At 73.1% G+C, this 22,513-nt stretch carries 20 protein-coding genes and 1 pseudogene; 11 read left to right on the forward strand and 10 right to left on the reverse strand.

Translation table 11 applies throughout. The annotated features are described in order from the left end of the window. Positions 1-20: 20 nt before the first annotated feature. The gene (locus O7606_RS13975; protein WP_281594461.1) at positions 21-2,063 is read right to left on the reverse strand and encodes a thioredoxin domain-containing protein; all 2,043 of its coding nucleotides are present in this window, start codon (positions 2,061-2,063) and stop codon (positions 21-23) included. Positions 2,064-2,209: 146 nt separating this feature from the next. Here O7606_RS13975 and O7606_RS13980 point away from each other — a divergent pair, with 146 nt between their 5' ends. Continuing rightward, positions 2,210-3,283: a phosphatidylinositol-specific phospholipase C domain-containing protein gene (locus O7606_RS13980; protein WP_281594462.1), complete on the forward strand. Its 1,074-nt coding sequence runs from the start codon at positions 2,210-2,212 to the stop codon at positions 3,281-3,283. A 532-nt stretch (positions 3,284-3,815) separates the two neighbouring features. Here O7606_RS13980 and O7606_RS13985 read toward each other — a convergent pair. The 3 genes from O7606_RS13985 to mca all read right to left on the reverse strand — a co-directional run bounded on the left by O7606_RS13985 (position 3,816) and on the right by mca (position 7,793). Continuing rightward, positions 3,816-6,350 (reverse strand): bifunctional diguanylate cyclase/phosphodiesterase, encoded by a 2,535-nt coding sequence (locus tag O7606_RS13985; protein ID WP_281594463.1) that lies wholly within the window; start codon positions 6,348-6,350, stop codon positions 3,816-3,818. A 165-nt stretch (positions 6,351-6,515) separates the two neighbouring features. Continuing rightward, entirely contained in the window at positions 6,516-6,824 is a 309-nt protein-coding gene (locus O7606_RS13990) for a hypothetical protein (protein WP_281599660.1), read from the reverse strand. A gap of 87 nt (positions 6,825-6,911) precedes the next feature. Then, a complete protein-coding gene (gene mca, locus O7606_RS13995; protein WP_281594464.1) occupies positions 6,912-7,793 on the reverse strand; it encodes a mycothiol conjugate amidase Mca in 882 nt (293 codons plus the stop codon). 204 nt (positions 7,794-7,997) lie between these two features. Between mca and O7606_RS14000 the strand changes: the two genes are divergently transcribed. Next, positions 7,998-8,432, forward strand: a complete 435-nt coding sequence (locus O7606_RS14000; RefSeq protein WP_281594465.1) for a DUF4307 domain-containing protein — start codon at positions 7,998-8,000, stop codon at positions 8,430-8,432. Positions 8,433-8,564: 132 nt separating this feature from the next. After that, complete coding sequence (greA, locus tag O7606_RS14005; RefSeq protein WP_281594466.1) at positions 8,565-9,065, forward strand: transcription elongation factor GreA; 501 nt, start codon at positions 8,565-8,567, stop codon at positions 9,063-9,065. A gap of 47 nt (positions 9,066-9,112) precedes the next feature. On the opposite strand, the gene ilvA is transcribed toward greA, so the two are convergent. Genes ilvA through O7606_RS14030 form a run of 5 tightly spaced genes read right to left on the reverse strand, consistent with a single transcriptional unit; the run spans position 9,113 to position 14,332 of the window. Continuing rightward, entirely contained in the window at positions 9,113-10,330 is a 1,218-nt protein-coding gene (gene ilvA / locus O7606_RS14010; RefSeq protein ID WP_281594467.1) for a threonine ammonia-lyase, read from the reverse strand. Between the two features lie 24 nt (positions 10,331-10,354). Then, the gene (locus tag O7606_RS14015) at positions 10,355-11,164 is read right to left on the reverse strand and encodes a DUF4328 domain-containing protein (RefSeq protein WP_281594468.1); all 810 of its coding nucleotides are present in this window, start codon (positions 11,162-11,164) and stop codon (positions 10,355-10,357) included. Positions 11,165-11,213: 49 nt separating this feature from the next. Beyond that, positions 11,214-12,623, reverse strand: a complete 1,410-nt coding sequence (locus tag O7606_RS14020) for an amidase family protein (RefSeq protein WP_281594469.1) — start codon at positions 12,621-12,623, stop codon at positions 11,214-11,216. A gap of 16 nt (positions 12,624-12,639) precedes the next feature. Then, positions 12,640-13,782 (reverse strand): cystathionine gamma-synthase, encoded by a 1,143-nt coding sequence (locus tag O7606_RS14025; RefSeq protein WP_281594470.1) that lies wholly within the window; start codon positions 13,780-13,782, stop codon positions 12,640-12,642. 52 nt (positions 13,783-13,834) lie between these two features. Further along, positions 13,835-14,332, reverse strand: coding sequence for a hypothetical protein (locus tag O7606_RS14030; protein WP_281594471.1), 498 nt, complete (start codon positions 14,330-14,332; stop codon positions 13,835-13,837). Between the two features lie 288 nt (positions 14,333-14,620). Here O7606_RS14030 and O7606_RS14035 point away from each other — a divergent pair, with 288 nt between their 5' ends. Continuing rightward, a complete protein-coding gene (locus O7606_RS14035) occupies positions 14,621-15,046 on the forward strand; it encodes an HIT family protein (protein ID WP_281594472.1) in 426 nt (141 codons plus the stop codon). Here the strand turns inward: O7606_RS14035 and O7606_RS14040 are convergent. After that, entirely contained in the window at positions 15,001-15,486 is a 486-nt protein-coding gene (locus O7606_RS14040) for a GNAT family N-acetyltransferase (RefSeq protein ID WP_281594473.1), read from the reverse strand. The genes O7606_RS14035 and O7606_RS14040 overlap by 46 nt on opposite strands. A 145-nt stretch (positions 15,487-15,631) precedes the next feature. On the opposite strand from O7606_RS14040, the gene msrA reads away from it, so the two are divergent. The 7 genes and pseudogenes from msrA to O7606_RS14075 all read left to right on the forward strand — a co-directional run bounded on the left by msrA (position 15,632) and on the right by O7606_RS14075 (position 22,512). Continuing rightward, positions 15,632-16,291, forward strand: a complete 660-nt coding sequence (gene msrA / locus O7606_RS14045; RefSeq protein ID WP_281594474.1) for a peptide-methionine (S)-S-oxide reductase MsrA — start codon at positions 15,632-15,634, stop codon at positions 16,289-16,291. Between the two features lie 95 nt (positions 16,292-16,386). Then, positions 16,387-16,671, forward strand: coding sequence for a type II toxin-antitoxin system Phd/YefM family antitoxin (locus tag O7606_RS14050; protein ID WP_281594475.1), 285 nt, complete (start codon positions 16,387-16,389; stop codon positions 16,669-16,671). Continuing rightward, entirely contained in the window at positions 16,668-16,958 is a 291-nt protein-coding gene (locus O7606_RS14055) for a type II toxin-antitoxin system RelE/ParE family toxin (protein ID WP_281594476.1), read from the forward strand. Before O7606_RS14050 ends, O7606_RS14055 begins: the two co-directional genes overlap by 4 nt. 38 nt (positions 16,959-16,996) lie before the next feature. Beyond that, positions 16,997-17,074 (forward strand): annotated as a pseudogene (locus O7606_RS14060) (peptide-methionine (S)-S-oxide reductase); the annotation flags it as partial. A gap of 569 nt (positions 17,075-17,643) precedes the next feature. Then, positions 17,644-19,428 (forward strand): N-acetylglutaminylglutamine amidotransferase, encoded by a 1,785-nt coding sequence (locus O7606_RS14065; protein WP_281594477.1) that lies wholly within the window; start codon positions 17,644-17,646, stop codon positions 19,426-19,428. A gap of 2 nt (positions 19,429-19,430) precedes the next feature. Beyond that, positions 19,431-21,302, forward strand: a complete 1,872-nt coding sequence (ngg, locus tag O7606_RS14070; protein WP_281594478.1) for an N-acetylglutaminylglutamine synthetase — start codon at positions 19,431-19,433, stop codon at positions 21,300-21,302. A 4-nt stretch (positions 21,303-21,306) separates the two neighbouring features. After that, complete coding sequence (locus O7606_RS14075; protein WP_281594479.1) at positions 21,307-22,512, forward strand: osmoprotectant NAGGN system M42 family peptidase; 1,206 nt, start codon at positions 21,307-21,309, stop codon at positions 22,510-22,512. Position 22,513: the final 1 nt, after the last annotated feature.

Raw genomic sequence — 22,513 nt, forward strand, 5'->3', positions numbered from 1 at the left:
CACCCGCAGGTGTGCCGCCACTACCCCCGGAGCTGGGCGAGCAGGTCGTCGACGGTGGTGACCGGTCGCTGGCAGACGAACCCCCGGCAGACGTACGCGGTGGGGCGGCCGTCGACCAGCGGACGGTCGGCGAGCAGCGGCACACCGGGCTGGTCGGGACGGCCGGCGACCACCACCGCCCCGGGCGGGGCGTGCCGCAGGGCCGCCGCGACCAGCGGGTCACCGGTCGGGTCGTCGGTGACCACCGCGATCTCGTACGGGCCGGAGAGCAGCGCCTCGCCGACCGTGGCCGCGTACCCGGCGAACCGGGCGTGCCGGGCGACGATCGGCGCGACGGTCGCCAGGGCCGCCTCGGCGGCCTCCCGGTACCGGGTCTCCCCGGTCAGCGCCGCGTACCCGACGAGCGCGGCGACCAGCGCGGACCGGCCGGAGGGGGTGGCGTTGTCGGTCGGGTCGGCCGGGCGGGTGACAAGTTGCTCGGCGTCGTCGGCGGTGTCGTAGAACCCGCCGCCGGGCGCGGTGAACCGGGCCAGCGCGGTGTCCAGCAACCCGCCGGCCAGTTCCAGCCAGCGCCCGGCGCCGGTGAGCTGGTGCATGGCGCAGAACGCCTCGGCCACACAGCCGTAGTCCTCCAGCACGCCGGCCGGCTCGCCGACCACGCCGTCCCGGGAGACCCGGCGCAGCCGGCCGTCGACCAGGTGCGCGGTGGCGAGGTGCTCGGCGGCCTGACGCAACGCCCCGTCGGCGACGATGGTGACGCCGTCGAGCAGGTTGGCGTCCTCCTCCCGGACGGTGACCGCGCCGGACTCGACCAGCCGGACGAACTCGGCGAGCGCGGTGACCGCCAGGCCGTTCCAGGCGGCCACCACCTTGTCGTCGCGGGCCGGCTGGGGGCGGGTGTCCCGGGCGGCGAGCAGCCGCCGGACGACGTCCTGCCACCGGGCGCGCACCTCGGGGTCGGCGTCGTCGACGTCCCGGGCCAGCCGCAGCACGCTCGTGCCGTGCTCGAACGAACCGGACTCGGTGACGTCGAACAGGTCGGCGGCGAAACGGCCGTCCTGCTCGCCCAGCGCCTCGACGAGCTGGTCGGGCGTCCAGGCGTAGGTGAGGCCCTCGACGCCGTCGGTGTCGGCGTCCAGGGCGGAGGCGAAGCCCTCGCCGGGCCGGTGCAGCTCGTCGGCGAGGAACCGGGCGGTGTCCCGGGCCACCCGGGCGGCCAGCGGGTCGCCGGTGAGCCGCCACAGGTGGGTGTAGCAGCGCAGCAGCAGCGCGTTGTCGTAGAGCATCTTCTCGAAGTGCGGCACGGTCCAGTGGCCGTCGACCGAGTACCTGGCGAAGCCGCCGGCCAACTGGTCGTGGATGCCGCCCCGGGCCATCGCCTCGGCGGTGTGCCGGGCGATCTCCAGCGCCTGGGTGGAGCCGGTGCGCTGGTGGTGCCGGAGCAGGAAGAGCAGGTTCATGTGCGGCGGGAACTTCGGCGCGCCACCGAAGCCGCCGTTCGTCCCGTCGTACTCCCGGGCGAGCTGGGCGGCGGCGGAGTCGAGCAGGTCGGCGGTGAGCGGCGCGGTGGGCCCGCCGACGGCCTGCGCGCCGCCGATCGCCTCGACCACCTGGGCCCCCTGCCGCAGGACGGCGTCGCGCTGGTCACGCCAGGCGGCGCCGACGGACTCCAGCAGCCGGACGAAGTTGGGCTTCGGGAAGTAGGTGCCGCAGAAGAACGGGGTGCCGTCCGGCGTGGCGAACACCGTCATCGGCCAGCCGCCCTGGCCGGTCATCGCCTGGGTGGCGGTCATGTAGACGGCGTCGACGTCCGGGCGCTCCTCCCGGTCCACCTTGATCGACACGAACGTCTCGTTCATCAGGCGACCGACAGTCTCGTCCTCGAAGGACTCGTGGGCCATCACGTGGCACCAGTGGCAGGCCGCGTAGCCGACGGAGATCAGCACCGGCACGTCGCGCCGTTTCGCCTCGGCGAACGCCTCGTCGCACCACGGCCACCAGTCGACCGGGTTGTCGGCGTGCTGGAGGAGGTACGGGCTGGTGGCGTTGCCGAGTCGGTTCACCGCACGACCATAACCAGCGCTCCGGGCGGCGACATCCCGGACCGTCGGCACGGTCGTTTCCCGGGGGTCTTCCGGCATTCACATTCATCGACTTTCATCAGTGCATGCCCGGCGATCGTCGCCGGCCTCTCCCCCGGAGGCGACACATGCGCGCACCCCGTCCCCTGTCCACGCTCGCCGTGGCCGCGGCCCTGCTCGCCGCCGCCCCGGCCCTGCTCGCCGCCACCCCGGCTGCCGCCGCCCCGGCCGTCGCGGGCGGCCCGGCCGTCGCGGTCGGCCCGCAGAGCCGGGTCTCGGCCACCACCACCGTCGGCACCCACAACGCGTACGAGAAGGAGACGTACGCCTATCTGGCGCAGGCGCTCGACGCCCGGCCCGGCATGATCGAGCTGGACGTCTGGCCGGACATCATCACCAACCAGTGGCGGGTCAGCCACGCCAACCCGCTCGGGAACAACAACAACTGCGTCGCCGCCACCAGCGCCGGCCAGCTCTACACCGGCACCCGGAACCGGAACCTCGAACACTGCCTCGACGACATCCGGCTCTGGCTGGCCGCCCACCCGGACGCCGGGCCGCTGCACCTCAAACTGGAGTTGAAGACCGGCTTCAGCGCCCGTACCGGGCAGGGGCCCACCCAGCTCGACGCGCTGCTCGCCGCCCGGCTCGGCAACCGGGTCTTCCGCCCGGCCGACCTGCGCGGCGGATACGCCTCACTGGACGCCGCCGCCCGCGCCGACGCCTGGCCCACCCGGGCCCAGCTCGCCGGGAAGGTGATCGTGCACCTGATCCCCGGCACCGTCGAGCAGGGCAACCCGACCGACACCCTGTGGACCGACGTCGAGTACGCCCGCCACCTGGCCGGCCTGGCCGCCGCCGGCGCCCTGGCCAGCGCCCAGGCGTTCCCCGCCGTGCACAAGGCCCAGGCCGGCGATCCGCGCGCCCGGTACGCCGACGCCACGCTGCGCCCCTGGTTCGTGATCTTCGACGGGGACGCCACCGCGTACGTGACCGGCGGCATCGACACCGCCTGGTACCACAGCAACCACTACCTGCTGGTGATGACCGACGCGCAGCACGTCCCGCCGGCGGTGGGGAACACCGACCCGGCCGCCGCCCGGGCCCGGGTCGCCCAGTTGGCCGCGAAACACGCCAGCGTGGCCTCCGCCGACTGGGCCGCCCTGCCCGACGTGGTCGACGACCTGCACGACCGGGGCTGATCCTCTCCCCCGTCCCACCGCCCCGTTCCCACCACCGCGCCCCGTTCCCCCACCACCCCGCCGCCCGTTGCTCCTGCTGCCCCGTTGCTCCTGCCGGCGTTGCTGCCTCCTGGGCCGCCTCACCATCCTGTCGCCGACCTCACCGTCCGGCCGGTTCTTCCCGCCGAGGTTGACGGGCGGGTGGTGAGGCGGGGCTGGTGGTGAGGCGGACGGAGCCTTTGGAGCTGCCCCGCCTCTCCCCGCCGAGGTTGGCGGACGGGTGACGAGGCGGAGCGGATGGTAAGCCGAGCGGAGCCTTTGGAGCTGCCCCAGATATGGGGCAGCTCGACAGCGCCCGAACCGGCTGTCCGTCATCCCCGGGAACGGCAGAGTGCTGCCCACCGGTCGGGAGGGTGGGCCGACGCAAGCCGGACCCGGGGGATCTTCCTGCCCGCCGGTCGGGACGCGGCCCGGGGATGCCGGGCCGAACGAGGCGGCGAATCCGGGAACAGGACCACGAGGGCCAGGACGGCGAGAGGCGGGAGCGGTCTCGTCAGGAGGCGCCGTCGGCGCGGAGCGGGAAGACGTTCGCGGTGGCCGTGTCGAGCAGGGAGCCGAGCACCGTACCGATCTTGTCGGCCGGCATCGGCTTGAAGAAGTGGTACCCCTGGGCGGAGGTGCAGCCCAGCTCGGCCAGGGCGAGCCGCTGCTCGGCGGTCTCCACGCCCTCGGCGACCACCCGTAGCCCCAGCTCCTGGGCCAGCCCGACGGTGGTGCGGACGATCGCCGCCGCCTGCGGCGAGTCGGCCATCCGGCCCACGAACGAGCGGTCGACCTTCACCTCGTCGACCGGCACCCGGGTCAGGAACGTCAACGACGAGAAGCCGGTGCCGAAGTCGTCCACCGCGATCTGCACGCCGGTCGCGCGCAGCGCGGCGAGCACCTCGTCGACGACCTCCAGCTCGCTCATCACCACCGTCTCGGTGATCTCCAACACCAGCCGGTGCGGGGGGACCTGGTGCCGGCGCAGCGCATCGGCGATCTCGGTCGGCAACCGGGGGTCGAGAAGGCTCCGCGCGGACACGTTCACCGAGATCGGCACGTCGAGGCCGTCCCGGGCCCAACCCGCGGCCACGGTCAGCGCCTTGTCCAGGATGTAGCGGGTGAACGCGCCGAGCTGTTCGCTGTGCTCCACCGGCCCGACGAACTCGGCGGGGGTGAGCAGCCCCCGACGCGGGTGCCGCCACCGGACCAGCGCCTCCACGCCGGTCGGCGCGCCGGTGGTCAGGTCCACCGCGGGTTGCAGGGCCAGGAACAACTGGTCCTCGACGGTGAGCGCCTCGCGCAGCTCGGCCAGCAGGGTCAACTGGTCGGTGCTGGCGTCGTCCCGGGAGCTGTCGTACGCGGCGACGCTGCCGCCACCGGCCTTCGCCTGGTACATCGCGATGTCGGCGCGGCGCAGCAGCTCGGTCAGGTCGGCGGTGCCCGCGCCGGCCACCACCACCCCGACCGACACCTCCGTGGACATCCGTACCCCGGCCACCTCGATCGGCGCGGCCAGCCGCTCCACGACCTCCCGGGCCCGGCGCAGCGCGTACGCCGTCGGAGCGCTGCCCCGGTCGACCACCGGCAACGTGGTCATCAGCACCGCGAACTCGTCGCCGCCGAGCCGGCCGAGCAGGTCGCCGGGGCGGATCAGGGCGCCCAGCCGGTTCGCGGTCTGCTGTAGGAGGCGGTCACCGGCGGTGTGCCCGAGGGTGTCGTTGACCTCCTTGAAGTGGTTGACGTCCAACAGCAGCAGCGCCACCGGCCGCCCGTGCGCGAGCTGCCGCAGCGCCTCGTCGCCCCGGGCCAGCAGGGCGGTCCGGTTGACCAGGCCGGTGAGCGGGTCGTGCACCGCCTCGTACGACGACCGTTCGGTGACCAGGCGCAGCTCCCGGTGGGTGGCCGCGTCGTGCAACGCGGCGGCCAGGGCGTCACCGAAGGCGGCGAAGGCGTCCCGCTCGGACTCGGTCGGGGCGACCGAACCGGCGAGCCGGATCCGCAGCTCGCCGACCAGGGTCGCGCCGACGGTGAGCGGTCGGAGCAGCTCGTGCCCACCCGGGTCGGGCTCGCCGGTTTCCGGGACGGAGGCGTCCGGTGGCGGCCCGTCCCCGGCGACCACCTGGCCGCCGGCGGCGCCGTGGTAGCGCCGCCACCGGCCGTCGACACGGAGCACGTGAACGTGCACCACGCTGGCCTGGAAGAGCACCAGCGCGCCGGTCACCGCGGCGGTGGCGACGCCCCGCTCGTCGAGCTGGTTGAGCGTGCCGGTGGCCTCGGCGAACGCCCGCCAGGTACGGCGTTCCCCCTCGGCGCGCAACCGGAACCGGTAGGTCTGCTGGAGCAGCCAGCACGGCGGCGGCAGGAGCAGCAGCCAGCGCGGGTCGATCCTGATCAGGGCGATCACCAGCAGGCCGATCGCGACGTTGCCGACGAACATCAGCAGTTTTCCGCGCAACGCGGCGAGCAGCGGCGGGGTGACCGCGCCGCCGTGCCGGGCCGTCAGGCTCAGGCCGCCCAACCCGGCGCTGACCAGCAGGTACGTCGCCGCCCCGGCCAGCATGGCGAGCGTCAGCGACGGGGTGGGCCGGGCCAGGAAGGGTTGACCGAGGGACGTGGTGACCGCGACGGCCGCGGCGGTCGCCACCGTCGCCGAGGCGGCGATCCGCACCAGCTCCACGGCCGTGCGACGGTCCCCGGCAAGCGACATCAACCCCCAGGTGAGGCCGGTGCCGAGCAGCGCGGCGGCGGGCAGCCAACCACCAGGGGCGAGGTACAGCGAGACGATCAGCGCGGCTTCGCCCCAGGTGATGCTCACCATGCCGGCGACCGCGCGGAACCGGAGGCGGGCGAGTTGGGCGACGCCGAACACCGCGACCGCGATGCCGAACCGGGCCCACGGGGGAAGCGGGTCCGCCGTGGGCAGGCCGGCCGGCAGCGTCAGGCCGACGACGGCGGCGGTCAGCGCGGCCACCAGCACCACGGCGACGAGCAGGCGTACCCGGGCGGCCGGGGTGTCACGGGCAGCCGGTGCTGTGACGGTCACTGGCCCCCCTCCCGCGCACGGTTCGGGGATGCGTTGGTCCCCCGGCGGAAGGCTAAGCCAAACAAGAGGACGACAACAGGGGGTGACGCCCCGGTTCGCCCCGGATCATGCCTCGGAGGTCCCGTTACGGTGCTGCTGGGGTCCGTCCTGAGCGTTCGTCGGTTTCTACTGTGACGAGCCCCGGTCTGTCGGATCAACGACTGACCGGCCGGCACCGCCCGGGGCCGCCGACGTGGGGGCGGGCGGCACTGTGGGGTCGGACACCGGCGACGGCTGCTGGTCGGACACCGACAATGACCGCTGGTCGGGGAACCGGTCCGGCAGCCGACGGAGCCGGGAGTTCATGTTGCGGATGAGCAGGACGGTGGCGGTGCCGAGCAGCACGATGAGGAACAGACCCATCGGCCCGGCCAGGCCACCGGTACGGGTGTCCCCGAAGTTGTTCTCCGCGAGCACCTGGGCGGCGGTGGTCAGCATGGGTCTCCTCCGATGTGCGGACTACGACCAGGGTAGCCCCGCCCCCTGACCGGCGGGCGGGGCCGCCCTGCTCACCGTGCCCGGTCAGCCGGCGTGGGCCCGCTCCCGGATGCCGGCGAAGAGGTCGGACTCGGGCAGCGGGCTGTCGACCATCGACCGGACCAGTTCGAAGTCCTCGGTCGGCCACGCCTTCTGCTGCACCTCGAGCGGCACGTGGAACCAGAAGCCGTCCGGGTCGACCTGGGTGGCGTGGGCGCGCAGCGCGTCGTCGCGTACCGGGAAGTACGTGGAGCACTCCACCCGGGTGGTGACCCGGGGCCCCTTGTCGGGCCGGTCCTCCCACCGGTCCAGCCACTGCGCGTACGGCGACTCCAGACCGGCGTCGAGCACCGCCTCGTGCAGCGCGGTGACCTTGGCACGGGAGAAGCCCATGTCGTAGTAGAGCTTGAGCGGCTGCCACGGCTCACCCAGGTCGGGGTAGCGCCCGGGGTCGCCGGCCGCCTCGAAGGCCGCGACGCTGATCTTGTGGCACATGATGTGGTCGGGGTGCGGGTAGCCGCCCTCCTCGTCGTACGTGGTGACCACGTGCGGACGGAACTCCCGCATCAGGCGCACCAGTGGCCCGGCGGCGACGTCGACCTCCTGGAGGGCGAAGCACCCCTCGGGCAACGGCGGCAGCGGGTCGCCCTCGGGCAGGCCCGAGTCGACGAAGCCCAGCCAGGCCTGCTCGACGCCGAGGATGGCCCGGGCGGCGTCCATCTCGGCCCGCCGGATCTCCCCGATGTTGGCCCAGACGTCCGGCCGGTCCAGCTTGGGGTTCAGCACGCTGCCGCGTTCCCCGCCGGTGCACGTCACGACCAGCACGTCCACCCCCTCGGCGACGTACTTCGCCATGGTCGCGGCGCCCTTGCTCGACTCGTCGTCGGGATGGGCGTGGACGGCCATGAGACGCAGTTGCTCTGCCAAAGCCGCACTCCTCGTGTCTGCCCCCACCCGCCCCTGGCGACCGGGTGGCTGGGCTGCCGGTATCTCCCTCAGCCTCGGCCTGCCGCGGTCGGACGTGTCAACATGGGCGTCGACCTGCCGACAGCGCGACGTGGGCGGGCTGAGAAGATGGACCCGCTCATTCTTCCCGACGCCTGTGACGAGAACGCCAGGAGACGCCCACCGGTGACCGAGACGCACGCCACAACCGCCCCGGGGGCCCCGGTATTCCCCCCCGGCCGGTACGGCCGTCGCCGCCAGGCGCGCCGACGCCGGCCGTGGTTGACGGCGCTGCTGGTGGCGGTGGTCGTCGTCGCGCTCGGGCTGGCCGCGTTCCGGCTCTACCAGCGGTACGGCGACCCCACCTACGACGCCCAGGTGATCACGTACACCGACGTCACCGACACCGGGATCCTGGTGGACTTCCAGGTGAACGTCCCGCCCGGCGGGTCGGCGGTGTGCCTGCTGCGGGCCCGTTCGGTCGACGGGGCCGAGGTGGCCCGCGAGCAGGTGCCGGTGACGGCCGACGGGCAGGATCGGGTGGTCCGTCTCCAGCACCGCCTGACCACCTCCGCCCGCCCGTTCATCGGCGAGGTCGTGCGCTGCCACGCGCCGTCGTGAGCTGCTGGGACGACACGTCGGGGGTCAGCCGGGCGGCCGGGCGGCGGAAATCGCCACCACCTGCCCGGGTGCGGCACTGGTAACTTGGTAGTTCACCTGTCGGCCAGCCCGCACAATCCGAGGAGACCGCCTGTGTCCAACACTGACAACGAGGCGTCCGCCACCTGGCTGTCCCAGGACGCGTACGACCGTCTGAAGGCCGAGCTCGACAAGCTGATCGCCGAACGACCCGCGATGGCCGCCGAGATCAACGCCCGGCGCGAGGAAGGCGACCTGCGGGAGAACGGCGGCTACCACGCCGCCCGCGAGGAGCAGGGCAAGGCGGAGGGACGCATCCGTTACCTCCAGGAGTTCCTGCGCACCGCCCGGGTCGGCGAGGCGCCCAGCGCCGATTCGGTCACACCGGGCATGGTCGTGACGATCTACTTCGACGACGACGCCGACGACACCGAGACGTTCCTGCTCGGCTCACGGGAGATCGCCTCCACCACCGAGCTGACCGTCTACAGCCCGGAGTCCGCCCTCGGGCAGGCCATCCTGGGCACCCGCGCCGGCCAGACCGTCACCTACACCGCGCCCAGCGGCGCGGACATCAAGGTGACCGTGGTCTCGTTCGAGCCCTTCTCCGGCTGATCCGGCCGATCACGCGCGCTGCTCGTCCCGTCCGGGGCGTGGCTCCCTCACGCCCCGGACGCGAACACCTGGTACCCGCTCGCCCGTAACGCGCTGATCAGGGTGTCCGAGTGTTCGGGCCCCCGGGTCTCCACCGAGAGCGCCACCTCCACCTCGCCCAGGCGCAGGTGCGGGTGCGCCCGCTGGTGCACCACGTCCACCACGTTGGCGCGGTGCCCGGCGATCTCCGACAGCAGCGAGGCGAGCTGCCCCGGCCGGTCCACGCAGCGGACGGTGACCCGCAGGTAGCGGCCGGCGGCGGCGAGCCCGTGCTCGATCACTCGCAACATCAGCAGGGGGTCGATGTTGCCGCCGGAGACCACCGCCACGGTCGGCTCCCGGGTCTCGACGACACCGGCCAGCAGCGCCGCCACCCCCACCGCCCCGGCCGGCTCGACGACCTGCTTGTTCCGTTCCAGCAGCATCAGCAGCGCCCGGGAGATGTCCTCCTCGGTGACCGTCACCACCTCGTCGACGAGTTTGTGCACGTGGGTGAAGGTCAGGTCGCCGGGACGGCCGACCGCGATGCCGTCGGCGATGGTGGCGAAGGCCGGCAGCCGCACCGGCTCACCGGCCGCCAACGAGGGTGGGTAGGCCGCCGCCCCGGCCGCCTGCACCCCGATCACCCGTACGTCGGGACGCAGCGCCCGGGCCACCACGGCGATGCCGGAGACCAGGCCGCCGCCGCCGACGCCGGTGACGATGGTCCGCACGTCCGGGCACTGCTCCAGGATCTCCAACGCCACGGTGCCCTGCCCGGCGATCACGTCCCGGTGGTCGAACGGGTGGATGAACACCGCCCCGGTCCGCTCGGCGAACGTCTGCGCGGCCACCAGCGACTCGTCCACGGTCGCGCCGACGAGCTGCACCTGCGCGCCGTACCCCTTGGTGGCGGCGACCTTGGGCAGTGGCGCGTTCACCGGCATGAAGACGGTGGCGGCGGCGCCGAGCAGGCCGGCGGCCAGGGCCACCCCCTGGGCGTGGTTGCCGGCGCTCGCCGCGACCACGCCGCGGTCCCGCTCCGCCGGGCTCAGCCGGGCGATCCGCACGTACGCGCCACGCACCTTGTACGACCCGGCGCGTTGCAGGTGCTCGCACTTGAGCCAGGCGGCGCCGCCCAGCGCCGCGGTGAGCGGGCGGGAGGGCTCCAGCGGGGTGACCCGGGTGACCCCGGTGAGCAGCTCCCGCGCGGCCCGCACGTCGGCGAGTTCGACCAGCTCAGTCATGCCCCCGATGGTGCCACCCGCGGTTCAGGGCAGCCCGGGGGACGGCACCACCATGCCCGGCGTCACCGGCCCGTACCGCTGCGCCCGGTCGATCCGGGCCTGCTGGGCGGCGGAGATCCGCTCGATCAGCGCCACCAGCGTCACCCCGGCCACCAGACAGGCCAGCCCCGGCAGCAGCTCCCAGTCGAGCGAGCCGCGGTAGTGGTCGACGTAGGCGGCGAAGTCCGCCGGGGTGGCCGGGGACGCCGGCAGGTCGGGCTCGAACCGGTCGAGCCGCTCGATCCTGCTCCCGCCGCAGTAGAAGACCAGCCAGGCGGCCCACCAGATCTTGACCAGCGGGGGCGTGGCGGGCTGCCAGAGGCTGTCCCGGGTGATGTTGGCGACCACCCGGTAGGGGACGACGACGTTGACGAACGGCACCAGCCAGCCGGCGACCGCCCAGCCGGTGGCGAGCGTCGGGCCGGCGCCCGGGAAGGCGTCGAGGTTGCGCCGGGCCCGGTGGCACCAGACGATCACCAGCACCGCGGCGACCAGGAACGCCAGCACGTAGGCGACCGCGATCGCCCCGTCGAGCAGGACGACGACCAGCAGCCCGCCCGGGTCGAGCCGCCGGGCGGCCCGTTCGGCGGCCAGGCTGGCCGGCAGCGGGAACAGCGTCGCGACGAGGTGGCACAGCGCCGTCACGGCGACCGCCACCGAGGCCGCCCGGCCGACCCCGCGTACCGGGAAGGTGCGCTGGTCGGGGCGGACGGCCGGCTCACCGACCGGGGTGTCGCAGGTCTCGCATTCACGTCTCCGCGAGTCTGTCTCGCGTCCGCAGGTGTGGCAGGGCACGACGGCCGTCCTCGGTGCGCAGGGTCAGGGGCCCGCACACAGTAGACGGTCAGGTGGTGGCCGGGGAGCCCGCGCCGACGCGCGGGTAGCCGGGGGCGTGCCGGGCCCAGGGGGCCTGCATCTCGAACTGGCCGGCGACGGCGAGCAGCAGCAGCTCCGAACCGGGCGGCCCGACCAGTTGCACCGCCACCGGAAGCCCGTCCGGGCGGCGGCCGACCGGCACCACCAGCGCGGGCAGCCCGGCGACGTTCCACGGCGCGGCGAACGGGGCGTACCGGATGCTGGTGGTCATGTTCGCCCGCCAGGAGCGGGCCGACCAGCTCTGCGCCGGCGGCGGCGCGCTGGCCAGCGCCGGGGTGAGCAGCAGGTCGACGGAGTGGTCGGCGAAGAAGCCGACGGACCGTTCCCGCCAGGCGTCCCGGTCGGCCTGGCGGACGTAGCCGCGCCGCTGCGCCCACTCGCCCAGCGTGGCGTGCCGACGGCTGCGCTTCTGCAGGCTGCGCCGGTCCAGGTCGCTGGCCCGCACGTCGGCGGCGGCCGCGGCGAACCAGGTGGCGATGCCCTGGAGGCCGAGCTTCGTCGGGTACACCGGGTCCGCCGGCACGGTGTCGTGCCCGGCGGCGGCGAGCAGCCGGCCGGCGGCGGCGACCGCGTCCCGGTTGGGCCGGTCGGCGGCGACGCCCCGCACCGGCGAGCGCAGCGACACGCCGACCCGCAGCCGCTGCGGCGGGACCAGCTTCTCCTGCTGGCGGCCGGCGAGCACCTGGAAACCCACCGCCGCGTCGGCGACGGTGGTGGTCAACATGCCGTGCTCGGCCAGGCCGAACCAGTCCTCCGCGCCGAGCTGCCAGGGCACCACGCCCCGGCCCGGCTTCAGTCCGACCAGGCCGCAGCAGGCCGCCGGGATCCGGATCGAGCCGAGCCCGTCGTTGCCGTGCGCGATCGGCACCAGGCCGGCGGCCACCGCGGCGGCGGCCCCGCCGGACGAGCCGCCGGGGGTACGGCGCGGATCCCACGGGTTGCGGGTGACGGCGGTCTGGTCGTCGGTGACCGCCCACAGGCCCAGCTCCGGCATCCGGGTGACGCCGAGGATGACCGCGCCCGCGCCCCGCAGCCGCCGGACCACCTCGTGGTCGCGCTCGGCGACCGGGGTACGGGCGGCGGCGGAGCCGCGCCAGGTGGGCAGGCCGGCGACCGGGGTGTTCTCCTTGACCGCGACCGGGACCCCGGCCAGCGGCAGGTTCGCCAGGTCCTCCTGCTCGTCGACCTTCTCCGCCTCGGTGATCGCCTCCCCGCCGCGCACCTGACGGAACGCGGCGAGGCCGGCGTCGGCGGCGGCGATGTGGTCGAGGTGGTCGGCGACCACCTGGGTCGCGGAGACGTCGCCCCGGCGTACCCCGCGGGCGATCTGCTTCGCGGTCGCCCCGACCCAGGTCGGCATGATGTCCTGCACGGCCACCCTCCCCAGCCAGCGGTCAGCCCAGCGCCTGCTCCAGATCGGCGAGCAGGTCGTCGACCGTCTCGATGCCGACAGACAGTCGCACGAGATCGCCGGGAACTTCAAGCGGCGAGCCGGCGGCACTTGCGTGTGTCATCCGACCCGGGTGCTCGATCAGCGATTCCACCCCGCCGAGGGACTCGGCGAGCACGAACAGCGTGGCACGGTTGCAGATCTGCACCGCGTGCTCCTCGCCGCCGGCGGCCCGGAACGAGATCATCCCACCGAACCGGCGCATCTGCTTGGCGGCCGTCTCGTGGCCGGGGTGCGACGGCAGGCCCGGGTAGATCACCTGGGCCACCTGGGCGTGCCCCTCCAGGTACGCGGCGATCCGCTCGGCGTTGTCGCAGTGCCGGTCCATCCGTACGCCGAGGGTCTTGATGCCGCGCAGGGTCAGCCAGGCGTCGAACGGGCCGTTGACCGCGCCCATCGCGTTCTGGTGGTACCGCAGCCGCTCGCCCAGCTCCCGGTCGGCGGTGACCAGCGCCCCGCCGACCACGTCGGAGTGCCCGCCGATGTACTTGGTGGTGGAGTGCGCCACCACGTCCGCGCCGAAGGCGATCGGCTGCTGGAGGTACGGCGACGCGAAGGTGTTGTCGACCACCAGCAGCGCCCCGGCGTCGTGCGCGACGGCCGCCAGGGCGCCGATGTCGGCGATGCCGAGCAGCGGGTTCGTCGGCGTCTCCACCCAGACGATCTTCGTACGGCCGGGGCGGACCGCGGCCCGCACGGCGGCCGGGTCGGAGATCCTCGCCGGGGTGAAGTCCAGCCCCCAGCGCTCGTTCACCCGGGCGAAGAGCCGGTACGTGCCGCCGTACGCGTCGTCCGGGATGACCACGTGGTCACCCGGCTGGCAGACGGCGCGCAGCAGCGCGTCCTCGGCGGCCAGACCGCTCGCGAAGGCCAGCCCGACCGGCCCGCCCTCCAGCGCGGCCAGGCACTCCTGGAGGGCGTCCCGGGTGGGGTTGCCGGACCGGCTGTACTCGTAACCCAGCCGGGGCGCCCCGACGGCGTCCTGCGCGTACGTGCTGGTCTGGTAGATAGGTGGGATCACCGCGCCGGTGCGGGCCTCCGGGTCCTGGCCGGCGTGGATCGCGAGCGTCTCGAAGCCGTGGTTCATGCCCCGACGCTAGTCCCTGCGGCGCAGCCGCCGAACGGAACCCGGCACGCGCCTACTCTGTCAGCTTCGGATGACCAGGCCCGGCATGCACGATCCAGACGATGCGCCTGTCCGGGTCGGGGCAGTACCAGATCCGGCCGCTGGCCGTCACCTCGTACTGCCATTGGAGCAGTACCTTCCCGCCCACTTCGCGGTCAGCGAGGGCGCCACGGAGCCGATGTCGTCGCGCCGGGTTCTCCAGCGATGTTGGCCGCTCGGTCAGGCCCACCCAGGCTTCCCAGGTGTTCGATCGGGCCGTCTGGCACAACTGCTCCCAGCCTTTGGCAGCTTCGGAGGGTTCGGTCAATGCCCGGACAAGCGCCGGGTCGGTGTACACGGCGGCGGTCGCCTTCCACTCCCGGAGGGCCTGCGTGAGAACCGACCACTCACCCAGATCGGCCGAGATCCGCGCCGCCGTCACGAAGTCCGTGACGAAGGCGGGCAGGTCCGCCTCAGGAAGCAGCCCGAGCCAGGGGAACTCCTCCGCCAGAATCTCGGCCGCCACCTCCACCGGCAGATGGGCCAGGGCGTTTGGGCCAGGGCGTTCCGCAGGGTACGAGCAGCCGCCATCGCGCCCTCACCGGCCGCGAGGACCCGGTCCTCCCGGGTGAGCAGCAGGGCGGCGCCGGACCCGTACGTCATGGCTGTCCGCCAGGGCCGCGACCCCCTTGGGATCGCGCTGGAGTTCGCTCCACTGGACTTCCCTCATGGCCGCCACACCGCAATTCTGAACTTTCTCGGAACTCGCGGCACGTCGACGCCACGTGATCCTGCTCCAGCAGCGGTCTACCGTGACCGGATGGCCGGATGTGTGTTCTGTGGGATCGTGAGCGGCGCGGCGGCGGCGGTCCGGGTGGTCGACGAGCCGGACGGGGTGGCGTTCCTGGACACCCGGCCGGTGTTCAAGGGGCACGTGCTGGTGGTGCCGCGTACCCATCTGGTGGCCCTGGCCGACCTGCCGCCGGAGAACCTGGCCGGGTACTTCGGGCTGGTCCGGCGGTTGGCGGTGGCGGTCGAGGGCGGGCTGGACGCGGGCGGCACGTTCGTGGCGATGAACAACAAGGTCTCCCAGTCGGTGCCGCACCTGCACACCCACGTGGTGCCCCGGACGAAGGGGGACGGGCTGCGCGGCTTCTTCTGGCCGCGGACCCGGTACGCCGACGACGCCGAGGCCCGCTCCTACGCCGAACGGGTCTCCGCCGCGCTCGCCGCCGGGCGTTCGTAGCGGGTGATCCAGAGGCCGGGCGCGGGTTCGGCGTCGGCGACGGGCCGGAAGCCGAGGGATTCGTACAGGCCCCGGGCGGGGTGGTTGGCCCGGCCGGTGGCGACCAGCACCCGCCGGTCACCGGCCCGGGTCAGCACCGCCCGGACCAGCGCCCGACCGGTTCCGCGCCGGTGGGCGGCCGGGTCGACCACGAGCCGGTCGATGTCGACCGTTGCGGCGTCCTCGGTCCAGGCGACCGCCCCGACCAGCAGGTCGCCCTGGTACGCCCCGAGCCAGCGCAGCGGCGCGGCGCGCAGCTCGCCGAGCGTCTCGCGCAACGGTGGGATGCGGTCGTCACCGATCAGCGCCGCCTCGACGGCGTACGCGGCGTGCTGGACGGCCAGCAGGCGGCGCGCGAGCGCCTCGTCGGCTGCCGGTTCGATCCCGGTGGGGTCGTTCATCGCCGGACATCCTGACATCCGACGGGGCCCGGGGACACCGGTTTGCCGGTGCCGGCCGCCGGCACGCCTGACCGGCGGTGGGGCGGGTAAGGAAGTCGGGTCGGTGGGTGTTGCAGGGTGGGAAAGCTACGAGAGGAGTCGCATCGTGTTCCTGCGGCGGATGAAGGCCGAACTTGTCACCCCCGACCAGGCCCTGCCCGGCCGGCCGCTCGCCATGCCGGTCAGCGACCGGCACGAGGTGCTGGGCAGCCCGCTGACGGGCCCGTTCCCGCCCGGCGCGCAGGTCGCCGTCTTCGGGATGGGCTGTTTCTGGGGCGCCGAGCGGCTGTTCTGGGGACTGCCCGGGGTGATCACCACCTCGGTCGGCTACGCCGGCGGCTACACCGAGAACCCGACGTACGAGGAGGTCTGCTCGGGCGGCACCGGTCACGCCGAGGTGGTCCAGGTGGTCTACGACCCGTCGACGATCAGCTACGAGGACCTGCTCAAGGTCTTCTGGGAGAACCACGACCCGACCCAGGGCATGCGCCAGGGCAACGACGTGGGCACCCAGTACCGGTCGACGATCTACGCCAGCACCGACGAGCAGCTCGCCGCCGCGCAGGCGTCCCGGGACGCGTTCGCGCCGATCGTGGCGCGGGCCGGTCGGGGCGAGATCACCACGGAGATCACCCGGCTCGGCGACTACTACTTCGCCGAGGACTACCACCAGCAGTACCTCGCCCCGACGAAAAATCCGGGTGGTTATTGTAACCATGGCCCCAATGGCATGACTTGTCCCGTTGGTGTGGCCAAGACGGCCTAGAACCGCAGGCCACCAGGCTTACGGCTTGGTGGCCTGCGCCGCCGAACCTCAAGATCTGTACAGAATTCGCGCCAGTGACTGCCTATACTTCGAGCATGACCGTCGTACCGTTCACCGACGCCCGCAACCGCCTCTCGGAACTCATCGACGAGGTGACCTCGACCCACGAGCGGATAGAGATCACCAAGCACGGCCGCGCCGCCGCGGTGCTCATCTCCGCCGACGATCTCGCGGCATTGGAGGAGACTCTGGAGGTCCTGTCCAGCGCCGAGGCCATGCGGCAACTTGCCGAGTCCAAGGCGGCGGTCGAGGCCGGTGACGTCCTCGACGCCGACGAACTCGCGGCGTTGATGGCAAAGCGGTCGAAGCAGCCACGGTGACTGGCACTGCCCCCGACCGCTACCGACTTCAGGTCGCCGGCCCGGCCGCACGCGCCTTGGCCGGACGGCTGCCAGAGAAAATCGCCGCCGCGGTCTACGAGTTCATCACCACCGCTCTCTTTGACGACCCGCATCGCGTCGGCAAACGACTGCTTCTGCCGCCGTTCGAGGGGACTTGGTCAGCCAGGCGCGGCACGTACAGGGTCCTCTACGAGATCGACGAGGACGACCGCGTCGCGACCGTGACGGCCATCGAACACCGCGCCGACGCCTACCGGTCGCGTTGATTCAGAGGCGGGAACCAGCAGTGCGCCGTTCGCCAGAATCGAAAAATCCCGGAGGGTACTGCAACCACGGTCCGAACGGACTGAGCTGCCCGGTCGGCGTGGCCCGCACCGCCGGCCGACCAGGCCTACCTTCGCGGGCCCGCCCCGGTTCTCCGGGGCGGGCCCGCGACGTTCTCGGCGGGCGGGCGGCGAAGGGCCCGCCAGCCGCCGGAGCCAGCGCAGGCGGCCCGAGCCAGCGCGGCCATGTGCCGGAAGAGGATCGAGCCACCCGCCACCGCCGTCCGCCATCACCGGGAGCCGGGGACCGGGGACCGCAGCGGCGGAGGCGCGCGGGGACCTGGGGACGCGGAGCCGAAGCGGGTCGTGCGGGGCTGGCCACGCCAGGTTCGGCGACCCTACGTGACAGTCTCGTGAAGATCCCGTTCCGGGCCGGTTTCGTGGCTCCGACCGTGACTACGCTAACTGGTCAGCGAGGTTGCCGGATCGCGGAATGCCAGGCGGGGCAAGCTGCGAAATTCATCACAACCTGGACTTAGCGCAAATGGGTCATCCACCCCCGGAAGGTCACCAGGCCCCGCCCGATCGACACCGGCGCAGGCGAAGTTGCGCACTATAGCAACCAGCCCTCGACTGGGCCATCCTCCCAAGAGGCAGAATCCATCAACCTCTGGCAGCATCTTGTGTCATGTGCGGACTGGCAGGGGAGTTGCGACGGGACGGCTCACGCGCCGACGTGTCGACGGTCGAGCGGATGGCGGCGACCATGCACGACCGGGGCCCGGACGACAGCGGGGTCTGGTCGCAGGGACGGGTCGCCCTCGGCCACCGACGGTTGAAGATCATCGACCTGTCGGCCGCCAGCGGGCAGCCGCTGGTGGACCCGGGGGCCGGCTTGACCGGCGTCTTCAACGGCTGCGTCTACAACTACCGTGAGCTGCGCGAGGAGTTGCAGGGCAAGGGGCACCGCTTCTTCTCCTCCGGCGACACCGAGGTGGTGCTCAAGGCGTACGCCGAATGGGGTGACGACTTCGTCGACCACCTGATCGGCATGTTCGCCGTGGCGATCACCGAACGGGACACCGGCCGCCTGGTGCTGGCCCGCGACCGGCTCGGCATCAAGCCGCTCTACCTGGCCGAGACCCCGGACCGGGTGCGCTTCGCCAGCACCCTGCCGGCGCTGCTGGCCGGCGGCGGCGTCGACACCACGATCGACCCGGTCGCGCTCGCCCACTACCTGAGCTTCCACAGCATCGTGCCGCCGCCCCGGACCATCCTGCGCGGCGTCGCCAAGCTTCCCCCGGCCACCATCCGGGCGTACGAGCCCGACGGGCGGGTCACCGAGCGGGTCTACTGGGACCCGTCGTTCACCCGCCGGGCCGAGCGGGCCGACTGGTCCGAGCGGGACTGGCAGGACGCCCTGCACGAGTCGCTGACCACCGCGGTACGCCGCCGGATGGTCGCCGACGTGCCGGTGGGCGTGCTGCTCTCCGGTGGCCTGGACTCCAGCCTCGTGGTGGCGCTCCTGGCCGAGCAGGGGCAGCGCGGCCTGGCCACCTTCTCCATCGGTTTCGAGTCCGTCGGCGGCCGGGAGGGCGACGAGTTCCGCTACTCCGACCTGGTGGCGAAGACGTTCGACACCGACCACCACCAGATCCGGATCGCCGCAAACGACCTCGTCCCACCGCTGGAGGCCGCCGTCGCGGCGATGAGCGAGCCGATGGTCAGCCACGACTGTGTCGCGTTCTACCTGCTCAGCGAGACGGTGGCCCGGCACGTCAAGGTGGTCCAGTCCGGGCAGGGCGCGGACGAGATCCTCGGCGGCTACCACTGGTACCCGCCGCTGCTCGGGGTCGACCGGGAACAGGCCCTCGACACGTACGCGAAGGCGTTCTTCGACCGGGACGCGGCCGGGCTGGCCCGCGTCCTCGACCCGGCCCGGCTGGCCGACGGCGACCCGGCGCGGGAGTTCGTGGCCGCGCACCTGGCCCGGGCCGGCGCGGAGACCTCGGTCGACGCCGGCCTGCGGATCGACACCCGGATCATGCTGACCGACGACCCGGTCAAGCGGGTCGACAACATGACGATGGCCCACGGCCTGGAGGCCCGGGTCCCGTTCCTCGACCACGAGTTCGTCGAGCTCGCCGCCACCTGCCCGCCGGAGCTGAAGCTGGCCCAGGGGGGCAAGGGCGTGCTCAAGGAGATCGGCCGCCGGGTGCTGCCCTGGGACGTCATCGACCGGCCCAAGGGCTACTTCCCGGTGCCCGGCCTCACCCACCTCGAAGGCAAGGTCCTCGACCGGGTACGCGACGCGCTGCACGCCCCCGAGGCCCGCCGCCGCCAACTGTTCCGCACCGAGTACGTCGACGCTCTGCTCACCGACCCGAACGCCGAACTCACCCCGCTGAACGGAAACAAGCTGTGGCAGCTCGGACTCCTGGAAATGTGGCTCCAGAGCCACGGAATCGACTGACCGTGAACGACACACTGGCCACCGGCACCGCGCTGACCGACGGACAGCGGGCCCGGATCGCCCGGCGTCGGGAACGGGTCGGCCCGGGCGGCGACCCGGTCGCCCCGGGCGAGCTCACCGGCCCGTCGACCGACCCGGAGGCGCCGGCCCGCCCGGCCGGACGCACCGACGTGCTGCTCGACTGCGGGTGGGGGCGGCTGGTCTTCGGCCAGACGTTCCGTGACCCGGCCGCCGTCGCCGACGTGCTGCGCTCCGAAGCGGCCGGCTCCCGGGACATCTGCATCTACCTGCGTGACCCGCACGTGCTGGTGTCCCGGCTGCACGACGAGCTGTTCATCGACCCGTCGCTGACGTACCGGTTGCCGCTGGGCCCGGACGTGCCGGCCGGGCGTGGCCCGATCGGCGGCGAGGCGCCCGACTTCGGTGGTGACCTGCCCGGACTGCGGATCCGGCAGCTCCGCGACGACGCCGACGCGGACGCGGTGAACCGCATCTACGCGGCGAACGGGATGGTCACCGCGCCGGTGGACGTCCTGGTCGCCAACGCGGCCACCCCGAAGTTCCTGCACCTGGTCGCCGAGTCGGTGACCGGGGAGATCGTCGGGACGATCACCGGCGTGGACCACGTCGAGGTCTTCGACGACCCGGACGACGGGGCGAGCCTGTGGTGCCTGACCGTGGACTTCAACATCGCCCCGCCCGGCACCGGGCAGGCGCTGCTGCTGGAGCTGGCCGCCCGGCTCACCGCCCGGGGCCGGGCCTTCGTGGACCTGTCGGTGCTGGCCGAGAACGTCGGCGCGATCCGGCTCTACGAGCGGCTCGGCTTCTACCGCACCGCCACGCTCTGCGTGAAGCGGAAGAACCCGATCAACGAGCGGCTGTTCCTGCCGTCCATGCCCGACGGGTACGACCAGCTCAACCCGTACGCGCGGATCGTCGCCGACGAGGCGATGCGCCGGGGCATCCGGGTGGAGGTGACCGACCCGCGCTGGGGTGAGCTGCGGCTGACCAGCGGCGGACGGACCATCCTGACCCGGGAGTCGCTGTCCGAGCTGACCTCGGCGGTGGCGATGAGCCGCTGCGACGACAAGCGGGTCACCCGGCGGATCCTCACCGAGGCGGGGCTGAGCGTGCCGCGTGGCCGCGACGCCACCGGCGACGAGGCCGACGAGGCGTTCCTGGCCGAGCTGGGCGCGGTGGTGGTCAAGCCGGCCCGGGGCGAGCAGGGCAACGGCATCACCGTCGGGGTGCGTACCCCGGAGGCGTTGCGCGCCGCCGTCGAGCTGGCCCGGCGGTACTGTCCGGACGTGCTGATCGAGGAGCTGCGCGACGGCGAGGACCTGCGGGTCGTCGTGATCGACCACGAGGTGGTCGCGGCGGCCGTGCGGCGGCCGGCGTCGGTCACCGGCGACGGGGTGCACGACATCGCCGAGCTGATCGAGCGGCAGAGCCGCCGCCGGGCCGCCGCCACCGGTGGCGAGTCCCGCATCCCGGTCGACGAGATGACCCGCGAGGTCGTCGCCGAGGCCGGGTACGAGCTGCACGACGTGCTGCCGGAGGGGACCGTGCTCGCCGTCCGGCGGACCGCCAACCTGCACACCGGCGGCACCATCCACGACGTGACCGGGGAGCTGCACCCGGAGATCGCCGAGGCGTGCGTGGCGGCCAGCCGGGCGCTGGACATCCCGGTCACCGGGCTGGACCTGCTGGTCGGCGCGCCCGACCAGCCGGAGCACGTGTTCATCGAGGCGAACGAGCGGCCCGGGCTGGCCAACCACGAGCCGCAGCCGACCGCCGAGCGTTTCGTCGACCTGCTCTTCCCGGGTACCCGGGCACCGCACCGTCTCTGGTCCCCGGCGGGTGCGGCATCCTGACCGCATGACCGAAGCCCGTCCCGTCCCACTCCCGCTCGACCTCGACTACCTGCGGCAGGTGCTGCTGGAGCTGTTGGAGATCCCCAGCCCGTCCGGGCGTACCGACCACGTGCAGCAGTACGTCGGCGAGCGGCTCTCCGCGCTCGGCATCACCTCCACCCTGACCAGGCGGGGGGCGCTGAGCGCGTGCCTGCCCGGCCCCCGCGAGACCGGCGCGGACCGGGCGATCGTGGTGCACACCGACACCATCGGCGGGATGGTCAAGCGGCTGAAGGAGAACGGTCGGCTGGAGTTGAAGTCGATCGGCACGCACAGCGCCCGGTTCGCCGAGGGCGCGCACGTGCGGATCTTCACCGACGACCTGGACCGGGTGGTCACCGGTCAGGTGCTCCCGCTGAAGGCCAGCGGGCACCGCTACAACGACGACGTCGACCTCCAGGGCGTCGGCTGGGAGCTGGTCGAGGTCCGGGTGGACGAGCCGGTGGAGGACATCGCCGGGCTGCGGGCGCTGGGCATCGACGCGGGCGACTTCGTGGCGTTCCTGCCGAACCCGACGATCACCACCAGCGGGTACGTGAAGTCCCGGCACCTGGACGACAAGGCCGGGGTGGCGGCGGTGCTGACCGCGTTCAAGGCGATGGTCGACGCCGGGATCAAGCCCCGGGTGACCGCGCACCTGCTGGTCACCGTCACCGAGGAGATCGGGCACGGGGCCAGTCACGGCCTGGATCCGGACGTCGCGGAGATCGTCTCGGTGGACGCGGCGGTGGTCGCGCCGGGCCAGCAGTCCCGGGAGGACGTGGCGACGCTGGCGATGGGCGACGGGGTGGGCCCGTTCGACTACCACCTGACCCGCAACCTGGCCGCCATCGCCGCCGAACACGACGTCGCCCTGGTCCGGGACGTCTTCGACTACTACCGCTCGGACGTGGCGGCGGCGGTCGAGGCGGGCGCGCACGCCCGGGTGGCGCTGCTCGGCTTCGGCGTGGACGCCACCCACGGCCACGAGCGCACCCACCTGGACGGGCTGCGTCACCTGACCCAGCTCCTCTGCCTCTACCTGCAGAGCGACCTGGTCTTCCCGGAGTGGGATGCCGAGCCGGAGGGGACGCTCGCCGACTTCCCGTCGCTGTCGGTGCAGCCGGCCTCCCCGGAGGGCCCCCGGGAGGGGCCGATCGGCATCGTGGACGGCGCCTCGCCCACGGAGTGAG

The organism is Micromonospora sp. WMMD882 (genome assembly GCF_027497255.1).
Lineage (GTDB): Bacteria > Actinomycetota > Actinomycetes > Mycobacteriales > Micromonosporaceae > Micromonospora.

Coding starts and splice junctions, on each gene's coding strand:
- O7606_RS13980 (WP_281594462.1), top strand. CDS start 2,210: ATGCGCGCACCCCGTCCCCTGTCCACGCTCGCCGTGGCCGCGGCCCTG.
- ilvA (WP_281594467.1), bottom strand. CDS start 10,330: ATGACTGAGCTGGTCGAACTCGCCGACGTGCGGGCCGCGCGGGAGCTG.
- O7606_RS14025 (WP_281594470.1), bottom strand. CDS start 13,782: ATGAACCACGGCTTCGAGACGCTCGCGATCCACGCCGGCCAGGACCCG.
- O7606_RS14035 (WP_281594472.1), top strand. CDS start 14,621: ATGGCCGGATGTGTGTTCTGTGGGATCGTGAGCGGCGCGGCGGCGGCG.
- O7606_RS14040 (WP_281594473.1), bottom strand. CDS start 15,486: ATGAACGACCCCACCGGGATCGAACCGGCAGCCGACGAGGCGCTCGCG.
- O7606_RS14050 (WP_281594475.1), top strand. CDS start 16,387: ATGACCGTCGTACCGTTCACCGACGCCCGCAACCGCCTCTCGGAACTC.
- O7606_RS14065 (WP_281594477.1), top strand. CDS start 17,644: ATGTGCGGACTGGCAGGGGAGTTGCGACGGGACGGCTCACGCGCCGAC.
- O7606_RS14075 (WP_281594479.1), top strand. CDS start 21,307: ATGACCGAAGCCCGTCCCGTCCCACTCCCGCTCGACCTCGACTACCTG.